The organism is Mesorhizobium sp. LjRoot246, assembly GCF_964254115.1.
Lineage (GTDB): Bacteria > Pseudomonadota > Alphaproteobacteria > Rhizobiales > Rhizobiaceae > Mesorhizobium.
The window spans coordinates 3,253,963-3,274,154 of record NZ_CAXUSN020000001.1 but is presented as its reverse complement, the minus strand read 5'-3'; the positions used below and the strand labels follow the sequence as shown (position 1 = coordinate 3,274,154).

Annotated in this window: 24 protein-coding genes; 10 read left to right on the top strand and 14 right to left on the bottom strand. The window is 62.7% G+C overall.

The features are described 5' to 3' along the window. The first annotated feature begins 52 nt into the window (after window positions 1–52). Window positions 53–1,249: a lytic murein transglycosylase gene (locus tag ACSQ3L_RS15825; protein WP_436160805.1), complete on the top strand. Its 1,197-nt coding sequence runs from the start codon at window positions 53–55 to the stop codon at window positions 1,247–1,249. 3 nt (window positions 1,250–1,252) lie between these two features. Here ACSQ3L_RS15825 and ACSQ3L_RS15820 read toward each other — a convergent pair whose 3' ends face one another. Then, window positions 1,253–2,203, bottom strand: a complete 951-nt coding sequence (locus tag ACSQ3L_RS15820; protein WP_436160804.1) for a LysR substrate-binding domain-containing protein — start codon at window positions 2,201–2,203, stop codon at window positions 1,253–1,255. Between the two features lie 76 nt (window positions 2,204–2,279). On the opposite strand from ACSQ3L_RS15820, the gene ACSQ3L_RS15815 reads away from it, so the two are divergent. After that, window positions 2,280–3,011, top strand: a complete 732-nt coding sequence (locus ACSQ3L_RS15815; protein WP_436160803.1) for an SDR family oxidoreductase — start codon at window positions 2,280–2,282, stop codon at window positions 3,009–3,011. Here the strand turns inward: ACSQ3L_RS15815 and ACSQ3L_RS15810 are convergent. Beyond that, window positions 3,008–4,228 carry an alanine racemase gene (locus ACSQ3L_RS15810; RefSeq protein WP_436160802.1) on the bottom strand — a complete coding sequence of 407 codons (1,221 nt, stop codon included), beginning with the start codon at window positions 4,226–4,228 and terminating at the stop codon, window positions 3,008–3,010. The genes ACSQ3L_RS15815 and ACSQ3L_RS15810 overlap by 4 nt on opposite strands. Before the next feature lie 207 nt (window positions 4,229–4,435). Here ACSQ3L_RS15810 and ACSQ3L_RS15805 point away from each other — a divergent pair, with 207 nt between their 5' ends. After that, window positions 4,436–5,353, top strand: a complete 918-nt coding sequence (locus tag ACSQ3L_RS15805) for a DMT family transporter (RefSeq protein ID WP_436160801.1) — start codon at window positions 4,436–4,438, stop codon at window positions 5,351–5,353. A gap of 433 nt (window positions 5,354–5,786) precedes the next feature. Here ACSQ3L_RS15805 and metF read toward each other — a convergent pair whose 3' ends face one another. Continuing rightward, window positions 5,787–6,704: a methylenetetrahydrofolate reductase [NAD(P)H] gene (metF, locus tag ACSQ3L_RS15800; protein ID WP_436160800.1), complete on the bottom strand. Its 918-nt coding sequence runs from the start codon at window positions 6,702–6,704 to the stop codon at window positions 5,787–5,789. Next, window positions 6,704–7,711 carry an ArsR/SmtB family transcription factor gene (locus tag ACSQ3L_RS15795; protein ID WP_436160799.1) on the bottom strand — a complete coding sequence of 336 codons (1,008 nt, stop codon included), beginning with the start codon at window positions 7,709–7,711 and terminating at the stop codon, window positions 6,704–6,706. The genes metF and ACSQ3L_RS15795 overlap by 1 nt, the downstream gene beginning before the upstream one ends. Window positions 7,712–7,834: 123 nt before the next feature. Between ACSQ3L_RS15795 and tsaA the strand changes: the two genes are divergently transcribed. Both tsaA and ACSQ3L_RS15785 read left to right on the top strand, forming a co-directional pair. Beyond that, on the top strand, window positions 7,835–8,374 hold the full coding sequence (tsaA, locus tag ACSQ3L_RS15790; protein WP_436160798.1) for a tRNA (N6-threonylcarbamoyladenosine(37)-N6)-methyltransferase TrmO: 540 nt from the start codon (window positions 7,835–7,837) through the stop codon (window positions 8,372–8,374). Continuing rightward, window positions 8,371–8,685 carry a DUF2293 domain-containing protein gene (locus ACSQ3L_RS15785; protein ID WP_436160797.1) on the top strand — a complete coding sequence of 105 codons (315 nt, stop codon included), beginning with the start codon at window positions 8,371–8,373 and terminating at the stop codon, window positions 8,683–8,685. Before tsaA ends, ACSQ3L_RS15785 begins: the two co-directional genes overlap by 4 nt. Before the next feature lie 7 nt (window positions 8,686–8,692). Here the strand turns inward: ACSQ3L_RS15785 and ACSQ3L_RS15780 are convergent, their stop codons facing one another. Then, window positions 8,693–9,190: a hypothetical protein gene (locus ACSQ3L_RS15780; RefSeq protein WP_436160796.1), complete on the bottom strand. Its 498-nt coding sequence runs from the start codon at window positions 9,188–9,190 to the stop codon at window positions 8,693–8,695. Between the two features lie 151 nt (window positions 9,191–9,341). Here ACSQ3L_RS15780 and ACSQ3L_RS15775 point away from each other — a divergent pair, with 151 nt between their 5' ends. Beyond that, window positions 9,342–10,304, top strand: coding sequence for a D-amino acid aminotransferase (locus ACSQ3L_RS15775; RefSeq protein ID WP_436160795.1), 963 nt, complete (start codon window positions 9,342–9,344; stop codon window positions 10,302–10,304). Between the two features lie 131 nt (window positions 10,305–10,435). Further along, window positions 10,436–11,275, top strand: coding sequence for an SDR family oxidoreductase (locus ACSQ3L_RS15770; protein WP_436160794.1), 840 nt, complete (start codon window positions 10,436–10,438; stop codon window positions 11,273–11,275). Window positions 11,276–11,322: 47 nt separating this feature from the next. On the opposite strand, the gene ACSQ3L_RS15765 is transcribed toward ACSQ3L_RS15770, so the two are convergent. Then, complete coding sequence (locus ACSQ3L_RS15765; protein WP_436160793.1) at window positions 11,323–11,940, bottom strand: MOSC domain-containing protein; 618 nt, start codon at window positions 11,938–11,940, stop codon at window positions 11,323–11,325. Between the two features lie 5 nt (window positions 11,941–11,945). After that, on the bottom strand, window positions 11,946–12,587 hold the full coding sequence (locus ACSQ3L_RS15760; protein ID WP_436160792.1) for a TetR/AcrR family transcriptional regulator: 642 nt from the start codon (window positions 12,585–12,587) through the stop codon (window positions 11,946–11,948). 125 nt (window positions 12,588–12,712) lie between these two features. On the opposite strand from ACSQ3L_RS15760, the gene ACSQ3L_RS15755 reads away from it, so the two are divergent. The 3 genes from ACSQ3L_RS15755 to ACSQ3L_RS15745 all read left to right on the top strand — a co-directional run bounded on the left by ACSQ3L_RS15755 (window position 12,713) and on the right by ACSQ3L_RS15745 (window position 14,235). Beyond that, a complete protein-coding gene (locus tag ACSQ3L_RS15755) occupies window positions 12,713–13,135 on the top strand; it encodes a hypothetical protein (protein ID WP_436160791.1) in 423 nt (140 codons plus the stop codon). A 19-nt stretch (window positions 13,136–13,154) separates the two neighbouring features. Then, complete coding sequence (locus ACSQ3L_RS15750) at window positions 13,155–13,547, top strand: VOC family protein (protein WP_436160790.1); 393 nt, start codon at window positions 13,155–13,157, stop codon at window positions 13,545–13,547. 121 nt (window positions 13,548–13,668) lie between these two features. Then, window positions 13,669–14,235 (top strand): methyltransferase family protein, encoded by a 567-nt coding sequence (locus ACSQ3L_RS15745; RefSeq protein ID WP_436160789.1) that lies wholly within the window; start codon window positions 13,669–13,671, stop codon window positions 14,233–14,235. A gap of 10 nt (window positions 14,236–14,245) precedes the next feature. On the opposite strand, the gene ACSQ3L_RS15740 is transcribed toward ACSQ3L_RS15745, so the two are convergent. The 7 genes from ACSQ3L_RS15740 to ACSQ3L_RS15710 all read right to left on the bottom strand — a co-directional run bounded on the left by ACSQ3L_RS15740 (window position 14,246) and on the right by ACSQ3L_RS15710 (window position 20,089). Beyond that, window positions 14,246–15,367, bottom strand: a complete 1,122-nt coding sequence (locus ACSQ3L_RS15740) for a beta-ketoacyl-ACP synthase III (RefSeq protein WP_436160788.1) — start codon at window positions 15,365–15,367, stop codon at window positions 14,246–14,248. A 119-nt stretch (window positions 15,368–15,486) separates the two neighbouring features. Next, entirely contained in the window at window positions 15,487–15,825 is a 339-nt protein-coding gene (locus ACSQ3L_RS15735) for a hypothetical protein (RefSeq protein WP_436160787.1), read from the bottom strand. A 102-nt stretch (window positions 15,826–15,927) separates the two neighbouring features. Next, window positions 15,928–16,719: a trans-aconitate 2-methyltransferase gene (gene tam, locus ACSQ3L_RS15730; RefSeq protein WP_436160786.1), complete on the bottom strand. Its 792-nt coding sequence runs from the start codon at window positions 16,717–16,719 to the stop codon at window positions 15,928–15,930. After that, window positions 16,716–16,907 carry a type II toxin-antitoxin system RelE family toxin gene (locus tag ACSQ3L_RS15725; protein WP_436163456.1) on the bottom strand — a complete coding sequence of 64 codons (192 nt, stop codon included), beginning with the start codon at window positions 16,905–16,907 and terminating at the stop codon, window positions 16,716–16,718. Before ACSQ3L_RS15725 ends, tam begins: the two co-directional genes overlap by 4 nt. Window positions 16,908–16,977: 70 nt before the next feature. After that, window positions 16,978–17,226 (bottom strand): DUF6290 family protein, encoded by a 249-nt coding sequence (locus ACSQ3L_RS15720; protein ID WP_436160785.1) that lies wholly within the window; start codon window positions 17,224–17,226, stop codon window positions 16,978–16,980. Window positions 17,227–17,286: 60 nt separating this feature from the next. Further along, on the bottom strand, window positions 17,287–18,936 hold the full coding sequence (gene ettA, locus ACSQ3L_RS15715) for an energy-dependent translational throttle protein EttA (RefSeq protein WP_436160784.1): 1,650 nt from the start codon (window positions 18,934–18,936) through the stop codon (window positions 17,287–17,289). A 145-nt stretch (window positions 18,937–19,081) separates the two neighbouring features. Beyond that, the gene (locus ACSQ3L_RS15710) at window positions 19,082–20,089 is read right to left on the bottom strand and encodes a ribonuclease T2 family protein (protein WP_436160783.1); all 1,008 of its coding nucleotides are present in this window, start codon (window positions 20,087–20,089) and stop codon (window positions 19,082–19,084) included. Window positions 20,090–20,192 lie beyond the last annotated feature (103 nt).

The following is a 20,192-nucleotide window of genomic DNA, read 5'->3' as shown; positions in this document are numbered from 1 at the left end:
TGGGCTTCCGGGGAGCACAACAACTGCCCCTGTTCGTTTCGAGAGGAAGCTGATGCGACTGCGTTCCAAAGTCCTCGCGGCTGCGCTGACCCTTTGCGCCATGGCCTTGCCGGCGATGGCGCAGGAATGCGGCGGTGACTTCGAAGCCTGGAAGCAGCGCGTCGCCGCGGAAGCTAAGGCGACAGGCGTCGGCATAGTCGGTCTCGACGCGCTCGAAGTCGCCACCATCGACGACAAGGTTCTGGCGCGCGACCGCACCCAGGGCGTCTTCACCCAGACCTTCATCGAATTCTCCAACCGCATGATCTCGGCCTACCGGCTGAAGCAAGGTGCGGCAAACCTGAAGAAGTACGCCGATGTCTTCGCCCGCGCCGACCAGCAGTTCGGCGTCCAGGCGCCGATCATCGCCGCCTTCTGGGCGCTGGAGACCGATTTCGGCGCCGTGCAGGGAGATTTCCATACACTGAGCGCCTTGGTTACTCTGTCGCATGACTGCCGCCGCCCGCAGCTATTCAGGCCACAACTCGTGCCGCTTCTGGAGTTGATCGATCGCGGCGTCCTGCCGGCCGACGTCACGGGTGCCTGGGCTGGCGAGATCGGCCAGACGCAGATCCTGCCTTCCGACTATCTGGCGCGCGGCGTCGACGGAGACGGCGACGGCAAGGTCGATCTGCGCGGTAGCGTACCGGATGTGATCATGACCACCGCCAACAAGGTGCTGTCGCGCGGCTGGAAACGCGACCAGCCCTGGATCCAGGAAGTCCGCGTGCCCGACGGCATGCCGTGGGACCAGACTGGCCGCACCAACAAGCTGCCGCTGCAGCAATGGGCACAATGGGGCGTCACCAACCCCGACGGCACGCCGCTGATCGACAACGGCCTCAAAGCAGGCCTGGCGCTGCCCATGGGCCGCAAGGGACCCGCCTTCCTCGCCTATGACAATTTCGACGTCTATCTCGAGTGGAACCAGTCCTTCACCTATGCTCTGACCGCGGCAAATCTCGCCGCCCGGCTGGCGGGGGAAAAACAGTTCGATCCGCGCACTCCGGAGACCGGTCTCAACAACGAGCAGATGAAGGCGCTGCAGACCAAGCTCGAAGCCAGGGGCTACGATGTCGGCACCGTCGACGGCATTTTGGGCACCAACACCCGCGAAGCCATCCGCAAGGAACAGATGCGGCTAGGTTTGCCGGTCGACGGCTGGCCAACGCCGGAGTTGCTGGCGAGGCTTGAAGAAAGTCAGCAGTGAAGACTATTCGCTACCGACTTCCCTTCTCTCCCGCACAAAATCAATGAAAGCTCGCAAGGCCGGCGGCACGTGGCGTGCGCTTGGGTGGTATAGATAAAAACCTGGAAAGCTGGGTGACCAAGCCTCAAGAAAACGAACCAGCTTGCCCTTCTCGATCCATGGCCGGACCTGATAATCGATCATGTAGGCAATGCCCACGCCGTCCAGCGCGGCGTTGAGCATCAGTTCGGTATCGTTGACGGTCAGGCTACCCTCGACGGCGATGTCCAGAGCGCGTTTGCCGCGCGAAAACTCCCATCGATAGATGTTGCCGCCGCCGGGCCACTGGAATTTGATGCAATGGTGCTGGTGCAGATCCTGTGGATGACGGGGGATAGCCCGGTTCTTGAGATAGGCGGGAGCGGCCACCGCGGCCATTTGCAGATCTCCGCTTAGTTTCACCGCCACCATGTCCTTTTCCAGCCGTTCTCCGAGCCTGATTCCAGCATCGAAACGCCCCTCGACAATGTTTGTTAGCATGTCGTCGACAATGACGGTCAAAGCGATATCAGGATAGGCGCGCTGAAAATCGCCCAGGATCGGCGCGATGAAGCGCATCGCGGCCACTCGCGGCACATTGATGCGTAGCGAACCCGCCGGCCGATCGCGTGATGCATGGACATCCGCGACGGCGCCTTCCAGTTCATGGAATGCAACAGCGAGGCGGGCAAACAGCGCGTCGCCGGCAGCAGTCGGGGAGACACTGCGCGTCGTGCGATTAAGCAGCCTGACGCCGACGCGTGCCTCCAATTGCCGGATCGACTGACTGAGTGCCGGCGGCGAGACCCTTAGCCTTGCGGCGGCACGAACGAAACTGCCTTCCTCCACGATCGCCGAAAATGCCTTGAGTTCAGAGAATTCGGACCCGCGCATTGTGTATCCCTGGATTAACAAGCCAGTCAGATAATAGGCCATTATCCGATCAGTTACATGCCGCTATTTTCTCAGCCATCGGCCCCGCCGGATGAAAAGGCGCAGGAGGAAATTGATCATGTCCCAGTCCTTGCAAGGCAAAAACGCACTCGTCACCGGCAGTTCGCGCGGCATCGGCCGCGCCATCGCCGAGGGGCTTGCGACCAATGGTGCTGCGGTCGCGGTCAACTATGTCGGCAACCAGAAAGCCGCTGATGACGTCGTGGCCGCCATCACCAGCAAAGGCGGAAAGGCGGTTGCAATCCAGGCCGACATATCCAGCGTCACGGATATCCGCCGTCTGTTTGACGAGGCCGAGAGTGAGTTGGGAGCGATCGATGTCGTCGTCGCCAATGTCGGAGTCGCGGTCATCAAGCCGCTGATCGAAGCCAGCGAAGCTGATTTCGACCTTGTCTTCGGCACCAATGCCAGGGGCACCTTCTTCACGCTTCAGGAAGCAGCACGTCGCGTTCGCGACGGTGGCCGCATCATCGCCGTGTCCACTGGCGGCACCAAGATGTTCTTCACCCAGACGGCGCTCTATCTCGGCAGCAAGGGCGCCGTCGAACAATTCGTCCGTGTGCTCTCGCGCGAGCTTGGACCGCGCGGCATCACCGTGAATGCGCTGTCGCCAGGTTTCACCGACACGGACCTGCTTCCCGAGCGCGATCGCGCTGTGGCGGCCGACATGTCACCGTTCGGCAGGATCGGCGCACCGCGTGACGTTGCCGATGTCGCGGTCTTCCTGGCCAGCGACGAGGCCCGCTGGCTGACCGGCGAGAACATCCAAGCCGGTGGCGGGGTCGCCTAATCCGCCATTGTCTCCAGGCTGGCAAACCCTTGAGGCACGTCGCCTTCATCGAATGGCGTCGTCACTTCGACGAAGGTGTCGGGATAAAACCCGTTGAAGCGGGTCCTGAGCGACAGCGAATAGGCGCCGATGTGACCGATCTCGATCCAGTCGCCGGTGTCGACCGTCTCCGGCAGCCAGAATGGCCGCGACAGGATGTCGACGGAATCGCAGGTCGCGCCGCAGACCTTGAACGGCACGATGTTCTTTTCCTCGCCATTGCGCGAGCGGATTGCCGGATCGGGAATAAAGCGCGCCGGCAGCGTGATCTTGCCGGTCCATGAATCCGACAGCGATGCCCAGATGCCGTCATTGATGTAGAGCCGCTTGCCCTTGCGCAGCAGCACCCGGACGATCAGCGACAGGCAGCGCGCCACGATCACTCGGCCTGGTTCCGCCACCAGCGGCATCTCGTCGAACTGATACTCCTTCAGATCGCCCGACAGCCGCGACATGATCTGGCCGAGCGACGGCATCTCGATCTGCTTGCGGTTGGGATCATGGCCGTATTCGGCCGGAAAGCCACCGCCGACATCGAGGCCTGCTATGTCGAAGGTCAGCCGGTTGCGCACCCAGTCGGCGGAGGCCAGCGCCCGCTCATAGGTGTCTGGATCCTCGATCTGGCTGCCGACATGGAAACACAGCCCAACCTTGTAGCCGGTGCGGTTCAGCCTTTCCGCCAGTTCGACGGCATAGGCCGGCCCGGCGCCGAACTTCTTCGACAGTTCGTAGGCGGCCGATCCTTTCGTCTGGATGCGCACGAACACGCTGATTGAGCCCGGATCGACATCGAGCGCCCGCACCACCCGCGTCAGCTTGGTGATCTCGTCCTCATGGTCGAGCGAAATGACGCGGATGCCGTATTTCTCCAGCGCCAGCTTGATATCCGACTGCGCCTTGACCGGGTGCATGTAGAGCATCTCGGCATCGGGAGAGACCGCACGCACGGCGGCGAACTCGCCCGGCGAAGCGACGTCGAAAGCCTTGACGCCGGCTTCGACCAGGGTCCTCAGCACGATCTGCTCGCCATTGGTCTTGACCGCGTAGGCGGTCTTGCCGGGGAACATGCCCATGAACTGCGTGGCATCGGCCATCAGCACTTGCGGGCGGAAGCAATAGACCGGATCGTCGGGGCGAAGCGCCAGTGCCGCCTCGCGGGCATTCTCGAATCGCTGCATCGACGAATCCTTGACCTAGCCTGCGCACAATTAATCCAAGCTAGCGGCTAATGAAAACAATTCTATGTCTCGTGCGGCTGACGCTGCGGCGCTAGGTCTTTGGCGGACCATTGCCAGCAATCAGGTTTCGGGTGGCCCTTGTCTGTGGACCCGATATGGCTTCTGCCTGACTGACCGGCATTCAGGCCGTCCGGGAGGGCGACTCACATGGCAATAGCCGCGACATCAGCACCACGCGGGCCGATGGTGCTCAGGGACTGGGGACAGCTCCTGCTGCTCGGTGCGATCTGGGGCGGCTCGTTCTTCTTTGCCCGCATCGCGGTGGCGGAACTTCATCCGCTGGTGCTGGTGCTGTTTCGCGTTGCCATTGCGGCGATCGCGCTGCAGATCTATCTTGGCTTGCGTGGACCTTCTTTCCGCCTCACGCTTCCGCATGCCGGCCTGTTCTTCCTGCTGGCGCTCACCAACAACGTTGTGCCCTTCTCCCTGATCTTCGCCGGCCAGACAGAGCTTGGCGCCGGCGTCGCCTCGGTGCTCAACGCGACGACGCCGTTCTGGACGCTGATCCTCGCCAATGGGCTGACGCCGGATGAAAAGCTCTCCTGGAACAAGCTCGCCGGCATTGCGCTCGGCATCGCCGGTACGGCTGTCATGATCGGCCCGGGCCTGCTTGCCGGGCTCGGCGGCCCGGTCTGGGCCAAATTCGCGCTGATCGGCGCTTCGCTGTCTTATGGCATTGCCCTGATGGTCGCCCGCCGCTTCAAGGGCGTGCCCTCGCCGGTCATCGCCACCGGACAGTTGACGGCTTCGACCATCATCATGATCCCGATCGTGCTCTTCACCTATGGGCCGGCCGGTCTGTTCTCGGCCTCGCCGCCGGTCTGGGCGGCCGTGCTGGCGCTGGCGCTTCTATCCACCGCCTTCGCCTACATCCTCTATTTCAACCTCGTCGCCTCGGCCGGCGCTACCAACGCCTCGCTGGTCACGCTCATAGTCCCGGCCAGCGCCATGCTGCTCGGCTTCCTGTTTCTCGGCGAACGGCTCGAACTGTTCGAAATCGGCGGCGTGGTGCTGATCGCCCTTGGTCTCATCACCATCGACGGGCGCGTCCTTGGAAGATGGTAGCGCGTCCTTGACCCCCGCACCGCGAAAGTCGAAGTCGACTTTCGCGGGGTAGCGCTGTCATGACATGGTAACGACACACCGCCGCCATAATTTATTCACAGGGCTGAAGCCGGGTTTTGCCTAGGAGTTTCAACGCCTAACGGCAAAAGCGGGGTCGCAAATCTCACAATCACGTCGCAATGCAGCACATTTTCCGCTTGCCTGTGGCACAAATGAACCTAGACTCTACGACATAGCTCTTTAAGAGGAGGCTATGTCATGGGACTTACGAGGCCTATCAACGCATTGATGATCTGTGCTGCGTTCGCCTTCATAGGAGCCCTCATTATGGGCTTCCTTCCCTGACCGCCAAAGCGGGGAAGACCAGCACCCAAATAGTCCAACCAATTCAAAAGGCCGGGTTTTTCCCGGCCTTTTGTTGTTGAGCCCACCCTCATGCCGCGGCTGATCCGGCGGCCTCCGCCTCGTGCGAGCGGATGCCGATCATATGGCAGATGGCGAAGACCAGATCGGCGCGGTTCATGGTGTAGAAGTGGAAATCGCCGACCCCGCGCTCGACCAGGTCCATGACCTGTTCGGCCGCCACCGCCGACGCCACCAACGCATGCGTCTGCGGGTCACGGTCAAGGCCCTCGAACCGTTCCGCCAGCCAGCCGGGCACATGCGCGCCCGCCCTCGCGGAAAAGTTCGCGACCTGCTTGAAACTATGAACCGGCTGGATACCCGGCACGATGGGGATGTAGATGCCGGCGCGGCGGACGCGCTCGACATAGCGCTCGTAGAGATCATTGTCGAAGAAGAACTGGGTGATGGCGCGCGTCGCGCCATTGTCGACCTTGCGCTTCAGCATCTCGATGTCGGTGGCGAAATCGGGGCTTTGCGGATGTTTTTCCGGATAGGCCGCGACGGAGATGTCGAAATCCGCGATCGTCTTGAGCCCGGCGACCAGCTCCGCGCCATTCTCGTAGCCACCCGGATGCGGGCGATAGGGTTCGCCGACGCCGGAGGCCGGGTCGCCGCGCAGCGCCACGAACCGGTTGATGCCGATCGACTTGTAATCATGGATGACCGCGTCGACCTCGTCGCGCGTTGCACCGACGCAGGTCAGATGCGCCGCGGCAGGAATCGCGGTTTCCGTCAATATGCGCTTTACGGTGCGCGCGGTGCGCTCGCGCGTCGAGCCGCCGGCGCCGTAGGTCACCGAGACGAATTTCGGCTTCAGCGGCTGCAGCTTTGTGACCGTCTCCCACAGCCTGGCCTCCATCTCGTCCGTCTTCGGCGGGAAGAATTCGAAGGAAACCCTGACCTTGTCGCCAATGTCGGGGCGGCGGGAAAAGCGGAACTGGTTCATCAGGCGGTTTCCCTTATCTGCCTTGTGTCGTTGGAAGGATCGGCGATCAGCAGGCGCCGGTCGCGGCCAAGCCAGAGTTTCACGGTGAGCCTGGCCTCGCTGCCGCCGCGTGGCTCGAATTCCTGACTGTCTTCAAGATCGAGGCCGGCTTCCGCAAACCAGTCGGCGATCTGCCGGTCGGAAAAGCCGAGCCGCATATGCGCGTGATCGTCGCGCAGGAATTCCAGCGCATGCGGCGCGAAGTCGACGATGACCAGCCGCCCGGCCGGACGCAAAAGCCGCGCCGCCTCGCGAATGGCGCGGGCGGGATCGTCGAGATAGTGCAGCACCTGATGGATGGTGACGAGATCGAAGGCGTCGCGCTCGACCGGCGGCGCAAAGATGTCGCCCTGCCGCACCTGCGCGTTCGAAACGCCGGCCTTATCGAGATTGGCACGCGCCACGGTCAGCATCTCACGCGACATATCGATGCCGACACCGCGCCGGTAGAGCGGCGAGAAGATTTCGAGCAGCCGCCCGGTGCCGGTGCCGAGATCGAGCATAGACTGGAACGGCCGCTTGCCGACCAGCTTCAGCATCGCGGCTTCGACGGCGCGGTCCGGCACATGCAGGGAGCGGATATGATCCCAGCTCGCCGCATTCACGGAAAAATACTCGACCGCCCGGTCCTGCCGCTTGCGCTTGACGGAAGCCAGGCGCTCAAGATCGCGCTCTACCTGCGGATCGGCACCGCGAATGCCGGAAACCAGCCCCATGACGAAGTCACGCGCGGAATCCGCATCCGACAAGCGGAAGAAGGCCCACGACCCTTCCTGGTAGCGGCCGATCAGCCCGGCTTCCAGAAGCAGCTTCAGGTGCCGCGAAACGCGCGGCTGCGATTGGCTGAGAATTTCGGTGAGATCGGAAACCGTGAGGTCGCCGCGCGATAACAGTGCCAGTATGCGCAAGCGGCTGGATTCGGCCGCCGCCTTCAATGTATCAACCATGGTGTCGAGCGAGACATGCATCAGCGTATTCTCTTTGAAAAGATATAAACATATGTTTATGTCGATTTTCAGAAGCTTGCAAGCGCTATGTCGCTACCGGACAAGAAAATGCCGCTTGTGTGGCGTTCGCAGAGAGATGGGCCAATGACCGGACTGCGAGAGATATTCGAGGAGCGTGAAGGCGAGCGGAGGCTGGAGAACGATCCCGCACTGATGCCGCCTGACGGCGGGATCGTCTTCATCGGCCGCATCGCCTCGCCATGGACGAAGCGCGAAACCTGCCCGAAGAACATGCGCGCGGCGCGTGAGACCGGACAGAAGGCGGTGCTGACCATCGACGCGCCTTATCGTGAAGGCCTGAGGGGACTTGAGCGGGCCAGCCACGTCATCATCCTGTCCTGGCTGCATCACGCGCCGCGGGACCTGATTGTGCAGAAACCACGCCATGCGGCTGAAGCGAAAGGCGTATTTTCGCTGCGCTCCCCTGCCCGCCCCAACCCTATCGGGCTGCATGTGGCCAGGCTCGTCGGGCTCGACCAAAACGCCGGCCGCATCGACCTCGACGCCATCGACGTGCTCGACGGCACGCCAATCATCGACATAAAACCCTATTTCGCCTCGACCGACGCCATACCGGAGGCGACCATCGAAGGGCGCGACGAGTCCGATCGGATCCGGCGATGACAGCGCCGACCGGTCGCCGCCGCGCCATCGCCAAGGCGCTGACCGCACTGCTGCCGTTGGCGCCTTATGCCGACATGGAGAAGATCCGCAGCGACGCCGGCGCGGTCCACATGAAGACCTTGCCGCCGGGCATCGCCGTATGGCTGGCGGCCATCGCCCATATCCGCCACATGCACACCGATTACGAAAAACTGCTGGCCGAAGGCTACGACCGCGACTCGGCGCGTTTCTTCGTCATCGAGCAGACCAACATCGTGCTCACCCGCTGGCGCGCAACCCGCCTGCTCGACGCCGACGACGAGGAGGAATGACCAACGGCTACTTCCGCTTTAACACGGCGACGGCATTGTAGGGCTGGCCGTCGGCCTGGCCGACCCACGTCCAGGACAGATTGCCCTTGAAAAACCTGACGGTGATATTGCCGCCGTCGATGCACTTGTCCTGCCCGTAGGTGATGTTCTCGTGGTATTCCGCCGATGTGTCGTCCCTTGATGTCTGCGATAGGGAGCCGCCGCAGCCGAGCGACGGATAGTCGATCGAGGCGCTGCTATCGTTGATCGTCATGGCGATCGCCCAGTCGGCGCCGGCGTCGCCTGCCGGGCTCTGGTGGCCGCTGCCGACCCAGCTGCCGCTCAGCGACGGCACCGCGCAAGGCACGTTCTGGAAGATCGGCGTCAATTCGCTGCCGGTTTTCTCGCACCGATAGGTCTGGCCGCCCTGGCACAATTCCTCGCCTTCGCGCGCGCACTGGGCGCTGGCTTCGCCCGAGGCGGCAAACATCATCATGGCTGCTGTGACGGCCCCGAGCCTGCCCATCTTCCCCTCCCGTTCAAACCCGGAATGATAAGGCAATTCCAATCCGATGTATCCGTCAGAACGTCATGGAGGACGAACAGCGCCGGGCGGGTGGCTCTATGCCTTCTGTCTCACGCCGCTAGCCTCTCGCCTTGCGCGACAGGAGGCCCCGATGAGCCGGACGATGACAACACAGGACGAGAAGCCACTGCCCTTGGTCGGCGACCGCCACGTCGATCCGCACAGCTATCCCGAGGGCGTCGCTTTCCTCGATGGCCAGTACCTGCCGATGTCGCAGGCCAAGATTTCGGTGCTGGACTGGGGATTTCTGCATTCCGACGCCACTTACGACACCGTGCATGTCTGGAATGGGAGCTTCTTCCGCCTCGATTTGCATCTCGACCGCTTCTTCGGCGGGCTGGAAAAGCTGCGCATGACCATTCCCTTCGACCGCGAGGGCGTGAGCGAAATCCTGCACAATTGCGTGGCGTTGTCGGGCCATCGCGGCGCCTATGTCGAAATGCTGTGCACGCGCGGCGCCTCGCCGACCTTCAGCCGTGACCCGCGCCAGGCGGTCAACCGCTTCATGGCGTTCGCCGTGCCGTTCGGCTCGGTCGCCAATGCCGAGCAGTTGCAGCGCGGCCTGCGTGTCGCCATCAGCGACAAGGTGCGCATTCCGCCAGCTTCGATCGACCCAGCGATCAAGAACTATCACTGGCTCGATCTGGTGCGCGGCCTCTACGACGCCTATGACCGCGGCGCCGAGACCGCGCTCATTCTCGACTTCAATGGCAATGTCGCCGAAGGCCCGGGCTTCAACGTCTTCTGCGTCAAGGACGACAAACTGTCGACGCCTTCCATTGGCGTGCTGCCCGGCATCACCCGCCGCACTGTCTTTGACCTGTGCGCCCAGGAAGGTCTTGCCGCCATCGCCACCGATGTCAGCGTCGCCGCGTTGCGCGAGGCAGACGAGGTCTTCATCACCTCGACCGCAGGCGGCATCATGCCGGTGACGGAGATCGACGGTGTCCGGGTCGCCGACGGCAAGGTCGGGCCGATCACCAGCCGGCTGATGGCGCTCTATTGGGAGAAGCACGAGGACCCGGCTTGGTCGAACCCAGTGAATTATCCCTGATAATTCAGGCGTCTTTTTCAAAAGATTCCCCTCGCCTCTGGAAAATCGGGGGATAGACCGTATATGCCCGAAAGCGGAGAAGCCTCCGCTTTCATCCGAAATCACGCCCGCAGGGGCAAGGACTCCACATCATGACAAACAAGGTTTGGTTCATCACCGGATCGTCGAAGGGCTTTGGCCGCGTCTGGGCCGAGGCCGCACTCGCCCGTGGCGACCGCGTTGCAGCGACCGCTCGCGATGCCGGCACGCTCGCCGATCTCGTCGAGAAATACGGCGACAAGATTGCCGCGATAAAGCTAGACGTCACCGACAAGAAAGCCGTCGAGGCCGCAATCGCCGAGGCGCACAAGCGCTTTGGCCGGCTCGACGTCGTCATCAACAATGCCGGCTACGGCCATTTCGGCGCCATCGAGGAGGTCAGCGAGCAGGAAGCCCGAGACCAGATCGAAACCAACGTCTTCGGCGCGCTCTGGGTCACCCAGGCCGCGCTGCCGATCATGCGGGCGCAACGGTCCGGCCACATCATCCAGATCTCGTCGATCGGCGGCGTCAACGCCTTTGCCTCGCTCGGCCTCTACCACGCCTCGAAATGGGCGCTGGAAGCTTTCAGCCAGTCGCTGAGCATCGAAGTCGCGGAATTCGGCATCCACGTGACGCTGGTCGAACCGGGCGGCTTCTCCACCGACTGGGCCGGTCCGTCGGCCAAAGTCTCCCAGCCGATCGCGGCCTATGCGCCCGCCCGCGCCAAAATGGCCGAGCGCCGCGCCAATTCGGTCGCCGGCGATCCCGAAGCCACCGGTCCGGCGATGCTGGCCATTGTCGATGCGGCCGAGCCACCGCTGCGCGTATTCTTCGGCGATGGCGGCCTGCCGATGATCAAGCAGGAATACGCCAACCGCATCGCCACCTGGGAGAAGTGGGACGACGTCTCCATCATGGCGCAAGGCGCCAGGAAGAACCGCAAGGGCTGAAGTCCAGCGCTTTTGCTACGCTGCTCGATGGGCGGCGTAGCCTGCCCTCAGGCTTGATAGATCCACTGTTCTGGCACGCGCACCGAAATCTCCTCACCGGCCTTGACCGTTCCCGGTTTTTCGACCCAGGCGACAACGCCACGCAGCCGCTTCGCGACCTTCGGGAACAACAGCGCGCCGGCTTCGATATCAGCCATTCCGGCATTTTCGGCGATCGACCGACCGGCGATGCGGCACGGGCCGTTCTGCGCGTCGACCTTGACGGTGACGCCACCCTTGAAGAACAGCAGCGTGCCGGCCGGCAGCATGGAGAGGTTCGGCACCCCTTCGATCACGAGATTGGCGCCGATCCATTCCGGCTTGATCTCGGTGAGACCCATGCGTTCGGCGACTATGGCCAGCTCATCCATTGCCACGATCGACAGCTGCCGTTCGTTGCGCATTTCTGTGCCGCGCGGATACCAGGGCTCGCGCCCACCCGAGCGCCGTGTCGGTCCGGCATGGAAATCGCCTGATATGCCGTCGAAACCCAGCCGCAATTCGTCCACCGGGCGCGTCTGAAAATGATCCTCCGGCGCGACGTAGAGCGCAGCCGCCTTGGCGGCCAGCTTTCGCGCGGGGATGATTTCGAGCGGCTTATCAGCCTCGGGGAAGAGATCCAGCATGGGCTTCATTCTTTTGATGACGCCGTTTGGTTTTGCCCTTCGGCCGGCAAGGCCGCAAGAGCGGTTTGGGCCAAAGTGCGCAACTCTTCGACCGAAGCACCGTCCCGCGCCTGGATCGACATGCCGTTCATGACGCCGGCCAGGTATTTGGCGAAGCCCTTGACGGAGAGACCTTCCGGCAAGTCGCCCGCCACCCTGCCCCTGGCCAGCCGCTCTGCGATCGCCGCCTCACTCGCCTTGCGATAGGTCTTGAGCTCATCGGCAATGGCTTGTGCCTGCGGCGAGGCTGCCAGCGCGCCGCTGACGAACAGGCAGCCACCAGGCTTGCCGGGCCTCGAATATGCTTCCGCCGCGCCGAGCAGCAACCGACGGATCGCCTCCCGCGTCGATACCGGCGCGCTCAGCGCTTCCAGCGCAAAGCCGATCTCGGTTTCGTGGTAGCGCGTCAGCGCCTTGCGGAACAAAGTCTCCTTGTCGGTGAAGGCATTGTAGATCTGCGGCGGTGTCAGCCCCATCGCCTCGCGCAGCATGGCCAGCGACGTCGCCTCATAACCATGCTCCCAGAACAGATGCATCGCCGCATCCAGCGCCCGGTCGAGGTCGAAGGCGCGCGGCCGGCCGCCGCGGGGCTTTTCCAAATTATCCATAGCGATCGATACGAAACCTATTGACTCACCTTCTCTGTATAACGTACCAATCGATACGAAACATGGCAAGCCGGAAGACATGTCAGTCGGAAAGCCCATGGAAACCAAGCAAAATGGAGAGCCAAATGCCAATCACCGTGACCGCGCCGGAAGGCATACTGACCCCGGCGGGAGAGCGCAAGATCCTGCCGCGTCTCAGCGCCGCCCTCATCGAAGCCTCCGGCGCCACCGGCAATTCGTTCTTCACCGCCATCGTCGGCGGCACCGTCCACATCTTGCCGCCTCATCACATCTACGCGGGCGGCGCCAATCGGCCTGTCGTCATGGTCGAGTTGAAATTGCCCAACATCGGCCTCGGTTCGATCGAAGCCAGAAATGCCTTCATCAGCGCGGCCGCCGGGATCGTCGCCGAACTCTGCGTGCCCGGCCACCAGCCCGAAAACACCTGGATCAACATCGTCAATGCGCCCGATGGCGGCTGGGGCATCGGTGACAGGCAATATACGGGCGACGCACTCATCGCTGCCGCCACCGCCGCAGCGCACTGATCCGGCAAGGAGCAAACCGATGCGGCTCTCCCCTTCGCTGTTCTTCACCACCAATTGCGAGCCCGCACTGGCCTTCTACGAACAGTGCGGCCTTGGCCGGGGAACGATCCTGCTGCGCTGGGGCGACAACGGCATGCCGGTGCGGACTGCAGCCATGCGGGGAAAGGTAATGCACGCGCGCTTCGAAGGTCCGGGCGTGCTGTTTCACGCTTCCGATAATGACGATGCGGAGCCGATGAAAGGCTCCGCCTTGATGCTGGAGTTCGACGACCTAGCCGCCATGCAGGAGCTTTTCGACCGAATGAGCGCAGGCGGCCGCATCACCGTGCCCTTGGCGCGGCAAGTTTGGGGGGCCAGTTTCGGCATGCTGGTCGACGCCTTCGGCGTGCAATGGATGTTCGCCAGCAAATGAGATTGCGGCGCGGATCACGATCTTCTTACCTGAAATGGGAACCAGTCCCGTATTGGGGCCGCATTGCTGCCGCGCTGTCCCGGCTACATGGTGACGCGGACAAGTCTGCGGAGGTTTCATCGTGCATCCCGCTCCTGCAATCGCGGCGCTTTGGCTGGTCTGGCTTGCGTCCTGGCTCGCGGCTGCCTTCTGGGCCGATCCGGCGCAAAAGCGCGCCGGCTTGCAGGCAGAGTTGCGCTACCGGGTCGTGACAGTGCTCGGGGCGATGCTGTTGTTCATCCCTGCACACGGCTATGCTGGCAGGCTTCGGCTTTGGATTCCGAACCGCATTGAGGCGTGGATCTGCGTTGCGCTAATCGCGGTCGGTCTGGCATTCGCCTGGTGGGCTCGACTGCATCTCGGCCGCCTCTGGTCAGGCACGGTCACCGCCAAGGCCGAGCACCATGTCGTCGACACCGGCCCCTACAGGCTGGTCCGCCACCCGATCTACACCGGACTGCTTTTGGCAATCCTGGCCACCATGGCGGCCAAAGGCACTGTCTGGGGCATCGCCGGCGCCGCGCTGGTGATTATCGGCACCGTCATCAAGGCAAGGCTCGAGGAGCGCTTCCTGCGCGCCGAATTGGGCAGTGCCTATGACGACTACGCCAGGCGCGTGCCGATGCTGGTGCCGTTCGCACCAGCCTGACGCGACAAGCTCAAAGCATCCTCAGCAGCGCACCGCCTATCGAATACCCCGCGCCAAAGGCGCAGATCAGGCCGAAATCGGCCGGTTTCATGTCGGCATGGTTTTCCGATAGCGCGACAATAGCGCCGGCGCCCGCTGTGTTGCCCAGCCGCTCCAGCACCATCGGCGCGCGGTCGTGGTCGACCTCGTGGCCGAACGACAGTTTCAGGATCATCGCGTTCATGCGCGCATTGGCCTGATGCAGCCAGAAGCGCCTGATCGCCTGCGGCGTCAGCCCGTGTTCGGCGAGGAATTCGACGATGAATTTTTGCCCGGCGACGGTGACTTCCTTGAACACCTTGTTGCCGACCTGCTTGATCAGATTGCCTTCCAGATTGATCATGTAGGGATCTTCCTGGGCGGTGCGGGTGTGATAGCCCAGATTGGTGCGGATGTTGTTCGACATCTGCGTCCAGACGCGCGTGTCGAGCACCTCGAAGCGACCCGGCCGCTTGTCGCCCTTGGCCAGGCCTTCGACCACCATCGACACCGAAGCGTCGCCGAAGATGAAATGCGTCTGCCGGTCGCGGAAATTGAGATGGCCGGTGATGATCTCGGGCGTCGTCACCAGAATGCGCTTGTGCGCGCCCGACCGCACCAGGTTGACGGCAATGTGCAAGGCGGCCGCCGCCGATGAACAGCCAAGCCCCATGTCGAAGCCGGCGCCCTTTGTCCCGAGCGCCTCCTGCATCTCGATGGCGATCGCCGGGTAAGGCCGCTGGTGATGCGAGGCCGAGCAGATCACCAAATCGATATCGGATGGTTTTAGGCCAGCATGGTCGAGAGCCTTCTTCGCCGAGGCGATGCCGAACTCGGCCTCCAGCGACAGCGCGTCGTCGGGCCGTGCCGGAATGCGCGGCGACATCCGGGTTGGATCGAGAATGCCTTCCCGCTCGATGACATGACGGGTGCGCACGCCCGAGGCGTGGACGATGAAGTCGCTGTCCGATTTCGGCAGTTGCGGCTCGTCGGTGCCCTGGCGGCGCGCATTCTCCATGTCGACCCAGGCATTGAAGCTGGCGACCAGCTCTTCATTGGTGATGGTGGCTTCAGGGATTTCAACGCCGATGCCGCTGATGATGACGCGATGCATATATCCAGTCCGTCCCATCCGCAGGCGTTGCGGGCTTCATGTGGGCGCCGGAACGCTCCGGCGCAACAGTTTTCTCACCGCGGCGGTTTACGCCGGCTTAAACCAAGGGTTAGGCCAACTCACCAGGCGCAGAGCTTGGTGTTGGTCTGCGGATTGTTCCAGCAGGCGCCGTCGTCGCGGCTGCGCACGAACTGCCCCGGCAGCGGCACATTGCGGCGACCGAGATTGACAAAGCCATAGGCAAAGCCCGGCCCGTCGATCTCCAGCACATAGGTCGGATAGCCCGGCGCCGAAATGCGGAAGCTGCCCGCATCGTCGATCGAGCGATAGCTGCACGCAAAATAGCCGTCGTCGCTGGTGAAGCAGCGCGCTCGCTTGGCTTCCGCCGCGATCGAGAACGCCAGAAGCGCCGCCGCGCACGCGCTGCCGCCGAAAAGCATCTTTTTCAATGTCATCATCCACCCCCCTGCCATGGGCCATCGTGACCCCAACGCGATGAAATGCGCATGGCGGCGAAACCCGGTCAAGCGGCCGCAACGGGCGCCGCGCAACGTGGATAATTAAGCCCGCTTGGCGACGATAAAGATGCGCGGAAAGCGCAAAAGCACCTTGCCATCAGCCGTCTTCGGATAGGCCTTGGCGATCTTGGCCGTGTAGCTGTCGAGGAACAGCGTCCGTTCATCGGCGTCCAGCGGATCGAGGAACGGTTTCAGTCCGGTCGATGTCACCCATTCGACGATCGCCTCGGCGTCGGCAAGCGGGTGGTTGTAGATTGTGTGCCAAATATCAAGCCGATCGCTGAGCGGCGACAGCAGGTCATAGTAGAAGGAAACCGGCGGCAACGGCCCGCGCGCCGCGCCCTTCATCTTTTCGGCAAACGGCATCTCGGCGGCGGTCTCCCGCATCAGGCGGTGGGAGTCTTCCTCCATATTGTCGGGCATCTGGATAGCCAGCGCGCCGCCCGGCGCGAGAAAGCCCATCAACCGTTGGAACACCGCCGGGTGGGTAGGCAGCCACTGGAACACCGCATTGGCGAAGATCACGTCAACCGGCTCCGCCGGCTGCCATTGGGAAGCATCGGCCAGGTCAAAGCTGACCTCGGGCAGGCGCGCCCTCGCCTTCTCGATCATGTCGGGCGAAGTGTCGAAGCCACTCACCTGCGCATCCGGCCAGCGCGCGACAAGCAGTTCGGTCGAGTTGCCAGGTCCGCAGCCGATGTCGACGACCCGGCGCGGGAAGTCGACCGGCACTTGAGCTACGAGATCGCGCGCGGGTCGCGTGCGCTCGTCTTCGAATTTCAGATATTGGGCGGCGGACCAATCGGGCTTTTGTGAAACGACGCTGTTGTTCATCGATACACCTCGCGACGGTTGCCTATTTCCACGACCAGGACCACAAGGCGGCTATCCCAGAACTGGACGATGATCCGGTAGTCGCCGACGCGAAACCGCCAAGCGTCTTCTTTGGTTGCGGTAAGGCGTTTGGCAAGAACTCTTGGATCGGGATGCGCTGAAACTCTTCCGGAGAGGAAGTCGAGAATACGGCGCTGATCCTTCGTCGAAGCCGCTTAATGTCCTTCTTAGCGCGTGGCGTGAACTCGACACGCCAACTCATTCAGCGGCGGGCTTCTTGCTACGTTCCTCGCCTTCACGAAGTTCAAGCTGGCGGATCATTTCCTCCAGCGGGATACGAGCGCCGTCGTCATTCTTGACCCGATCCTCGGCAACCCTGGCGTCCTGCCAATCCTCGATGGCCTCGAGGATCGCGTCGACCGCGACCTGATCGGCCGTGCGGCCACTGGCCTTGGCCATGTCGGACAGCAGCTTTTCGGTCTTTTGCGGCAGTTTGACTGTGATCATGGAAAGCTCCGTCAACCCAATTTAGGTCAAACGACGATCCCCCGCAACGTACCCTGCCCTTTACCGCGTCAGCCTCTTATACGTCATGCGGTGCGGGTTGACGGCATCGGGGCCGAGGCGGCGGATCTTGTCCTGCTCATAGTCCTCGAAATTGCCCTCGAACCATTCGACATGGCTGTCGCCCTCGAAGGCGAGGATGTGCGTCGCCAGGCGGTCGAGGAACATGCGATCGTGCGAGATGATGACCGCGCAGCCGCCGAAGTTTTCCAGCGCGTCTTCGAGTGCGGCCAGCGTTTCGGTATCGAGATCGTTGGTCGGTTCGTCGAGCAGCAGCACGTTGCCGCCGGTCTTCAGCATCTTGGCCAGATGCACGCGGTTGCGCTGACCGCCAGAGAGGTTGCCGACCTTCTGCTGCTGGTCGCCGCCACGGAAGTTGAACGACGCGCAATAGGCGCGCGTGTTGGCCTCGAACTTGCCAAGCTTGACCACTTCGGCGCCGCCGGAAATCTCTTCCCACACCGTCTTTGAGGGATCGAGCGCGTCGCGGCTCTGGTCGACATAGCCGAGCTTGACCGTCTCACCGACGCGCACAGAACCCGCATCCGGCTTTTCCTGGCCGGTGATCATGCGAAACAGCGTCGTCTTGCCGGCGCCGTTCGGGCCGATGACGCCGACGATGCCGCCTGGCGGCAGCTTGAATTCCAGGCCGTCGATCAAAAGCGTATCGCCAAAGCCCTTCGACAGGCCTTCCGCCTCGATGACCACATTGCCGAGCCGCTCGCCATGCGGAATGACGATCTGCGTGTCGCTCGGGCGCCGCTTATCGGCTGCATCCAAAAGGTCCTGGAACGCCTGGATACGCGCTTTGGATTTGGTCTGGCGGGCCTTCGGGCTCGACTGGATCCACTCGCGCTCGCGGCCGATGGCGCGTTGGCGGGCATCGTCCTCGCGGCCTTCCTGCTTGAGCCGCTTGGCCTTGGCTTCGAGGTACTTGGTGTAGTTACCCTCATAGGGAATGCCGCGGCCACGGTCGAGTTCGAGGATCCAGCCGGTGACATTGTCGAGGAAGTAGCGATCGTGGGTGATGATCATCACGGCGCCCGGATAGGCACGCAGATGCTTTTCCAGCCACGCCGTGGTTTCGGCGTCGAGATGGTTGGTCGGTTCGTCGAGCAGCAAAAGATCAGGCTGGCGCAGCAGAAGCTGGCAGAGCGCGACGCGGCGGCGTTCGCCGCCCGAAAGCTTGGTGACTTCCGAATCCTTGGGCGGGCAGCCCAGCGCTTCCATCGCCATCTCGACCTGCTGTTCGAGGTCCCACAGGTTCAGCCGGTCCATCTCGTCCTGGAGCTTGGCCGACTCGTCGGCCGTCTCGTCGGAATAGTTCATCATCAATTCGTTGTAGCGTTCGATGATGGCGGTCTTGGCGGCGACGCCTTCCATGATGTTTTCGAACACGGTCTTGGCCGGATCGAGCGCCGGCTCCTGCGCCAGGTAGCCGACAGTGGCGCCTTCGGCCAGCCACGCCTCGCCGTTCCACTCCTTGTCGAGCCCGGCCATAATCTTGAGGATCGTCGACTTGCCCGAGCCGTTGGGGCCGAGGATGCCGATCTTGGCGTCCGGATAGAAGGACAGATGAATGTTCTCGAGCACCTTCTTGGTGCCATAGGCCTTGTTGAGGCCGGCCATGTGATAGATGAACTGGCGTGCCACGCGCGCTTTCCCTGAAAAACCGACTGAATTTGTCGAATTGAATGGAGGTTGGCCGCTATGTAGGCGATGCGGCGCCGAACGGCAATCGCTTTTGCGATCGCCGCTCGAATGCTGCTCATGCGGTCTGGCGACCGTTCAGCCGCCCTTACTGGAAGCCGATCGCGTCGACAGTGCCGGTCGGGCAACCGGCCTTGTTGGTCGGCACCGACGCCAGCAGCAGATCCTTGAGCGAGCTGTTCGGGCTGATCGGGCCGGCGAGGCCGAGCGTCAGCTCACCGATCAGCCGTCTGCCGCTCGACGGATCGATGACGCAGGACACGCGCACGCGGTCCCCTGCTCCCGCGCCGAAGGCAGTGTCGAAGGCGCCGCGGATCTGGTCTGCCGTCAGCTTGCCGCCGATGTTCTTGGCAAAGAGATCGCGCACCGGCGAGCTGTTCACGGCGCGCATCAGATTGAGCGCGTCGGAGAAATAGTCCTGCTGGCTCTTGCCGTAGCAGGTGCCGTGCTTGATCCATTCATGCCGCTCGAGCTGGGAAGCCGTCCCCGGCATGACCTGATCGAGCTCCGTGCGGGTGTTGGCGTCGAGGTTGACCGGAGGCAGGTCCTTCCAGTGAGCTGGATTGTCGTTGGCCTTGTCGCTAGCTGTCGCCTGGCAATAGAAATTGCCGTTCGGCTGCGGCCACAGCCCGTGCAAGGTGAAATGCGTCGCATCGAAATCACCAGCACTCTGCGCCTTGCATTCGGTCTTGTTCGACTTGGTTTCGCAGAAGGCCGGCTGCCAGCTCAGCGCGAAGACATATTCGGGCTTTCCCGAGGCCGCCGGCTTGCCTTGTCCACCCGGTGCGGCCGGCACCGTCGCCGCGCTGCTGCCAGACAAATGGCCGCAGGAAACCTTCACCCAGCGGCGCTCCGGATCTGCGCCCGGCACCAGGATGAGGTAGTGCGTCGGCGCGTCCTTGTTGCCGGCGACCAGCTGGTAGCTCTTGCCGGCATCGGTCGAGACATTGCCGGGGTTCTTGCCGTTCTTGATGGCTTGCGTTGCCGGACAGGCAGCGTCGGCGACGAAGCTGCCGCTCATCTTGACGTCGGCACGCGCCACCCCGGCCAGCGACGCCGCCAACATGGCCAATCCGAAAACGACAGCAATGCGCATGGAAAATCCCCGGCTGAAGAAGTGGGCGACAGACTGAAGCTGTCTCCATGTCAGAATTGCGATATTTTGCTGGCCAAACGCAAGAAACATCGTCGCGGAAAAG

What these genes read in the sequence shown, in the direction of transcription:
- ACSQ3L_RS15770 (WP_436160794.1), top strand. Translation starts at nt 10,436, where the DNA reads ATGACAAACAAGGTTTGGTTCATCACCGGATCGTCGAAGGGCTTTGGC.
- metF (WP_436160800.1), bottom strand. Translation starts at nt 6,704, where the DNA reads ATGAACCAGTTCCGCTTTTCCCGCCGCCCCGACATTGGCGACAAGGTC.
- ACSQ3L_RS15810 (WP_436160802.1), bottom strand. Translation starts at nt 4,228, where the DNA reads ATGCAGCGATTCGAGAATGCCCGCGAGGCGGCACTGGCGCTTCGCCCC.
- ACSQ3L_RS15785 (WP_436160797.1), top strand. Translation starts at nt 8,371, where the DNA reads ATGACAGCGCCGACCGGTCGCCGCCGCGCCATCGCCAAGGCGCTGACC.
- ACSQ3L_RS15795 (WP_436160799.1), bottom strand. Translation starts at nt 7,711, where the DNA reads ATGCATGTCTCGCTCGACACCATGGTTGATACATTGAAGGCGGCGGCC.
- ACSQ3L_RS15825 (WP_436160805.1), top strand. Translation starts at nt 53, where the DNA reads ATGCGACTGCGTTCCAAAGTCCTCGCGGCTGCGCTGACCCTTTGCGCC.
- ACSQ3L_RS15805 (WP_436160801.1), top strand. Translation starts at nt 4,436, where the DNA reads ATGGCAATAGCCGCGACATCAGCACCACGCGGGCCGATGGTGCTCAGG.
- ACSQ3L_RS15765 (WP_436160793.1), bottom strand. Translation starts at nt 11,940, where the DNA reads ATGCTGGATCTCTTCCCCGAGGCTGATAAGCCGCTCGAAATCATCCCC.
- ACSQ3L_RS15750 (WP_436160790.1), top strand. Translation starts at nt 13,155, where the DNA reads ATGCGGCTCTCCCCTTCGCTGTTCTTCACCACCAATTGCGAGCCCGCA.
- ACSQ3L_RS15760 (WP_436160792.1), bottom strand. Translation starts at nt 12,587, where the DNA reads ATGGATAATTTGGAAAAGCCCCGCGGCGGCCGGCCGCGCGCCTTCGAC.
- ACSQ3L_RS15820 (WP_436160804.1), bottom strand. Translation starts at nt 2,203, where the DNA reads ATGGCCTATTATCTGACTGGCTTGTTAATCCAGGGATACACAATGCGC.
- ACSQ3L_RS15775 (WP_436160795.1), top strand. Translation starts at nt 9,342, where the DNA reads ATGAGCCGGACGATGACAACACAGGACGAGAAGCCACTGCCCTTGGTC.
- ACSQ3L_RS15740 (WP_436160788.1), bottom strand. Translation starts at nt 15,367, where the DNA reads ATGCATCGCGTCATCATCAGCGGCATCGGCGTTGAAATCCCTGAAGCC.
- tam (WP_436160786.1), bottom strand. Translation starts at nt 16,719, where the DNA reads ATGAACAACAGCGTCGTTTCACAAAAGCCCGATTGGTCCGCCGCCCAA.
- tsaA (WP_436160798.1), top strand. Translation starts at nt 7,835, where the DNA reads ATGACCGGACTGCGAGAGATATTCGAGGAGCGTGAAGGCGAGCGGAGG.
- ACSQ3L_RS15720 (WP_436160785.1), bottom strand. Translation starts at nt 17,226, where the DNA reads ATGATCACAGTCAAACTGCCGCAAAAGACCGAAAAGCTGCTGTCCGAC.
- ACSQ3L_RS15735 (WP_436160787.1), bottom strand. Translation starts at nt 15,825, where the DNA reads ATGATGACATTGAAAAAGATGCTTTTCGGCGGCAGCGCGTGCGCGGCG.
- ACSQ3L_RS15710 (WP_436160783.1), bottom strand. Translation starts at nt 20,089, where the DNA reads ATGCGCATTGCTGTCGTTTTCGGATTGGCCATGTTGGCGGCGTCGCTG.
- ACSQ3L_RS15755 (WP_436160791.1), top strand. Translation starts at nt 12,713, where the DNA reads ATGCCAATCACCGTGACCGCGCCGGAAGGCATACTGACCCCGGCGGGA.
- ACSQ3L_RS15815 (WP_436160803.1), top strand. Translation starts at nt 2,280, where the DNA reads ATGTCCCAGTCCTTGCAAGGCAAAAACGCACTCGTCACCGGCAGTTCG.
- ACSQ3L_RS15780 (WP_436160796.1), bottom strand. Translation starts at nt 9,190, where the DNA reads ATGGGCAGGCTCGGGGCCGTCACAGCAGCCATGATGATGTTTGCCGCC.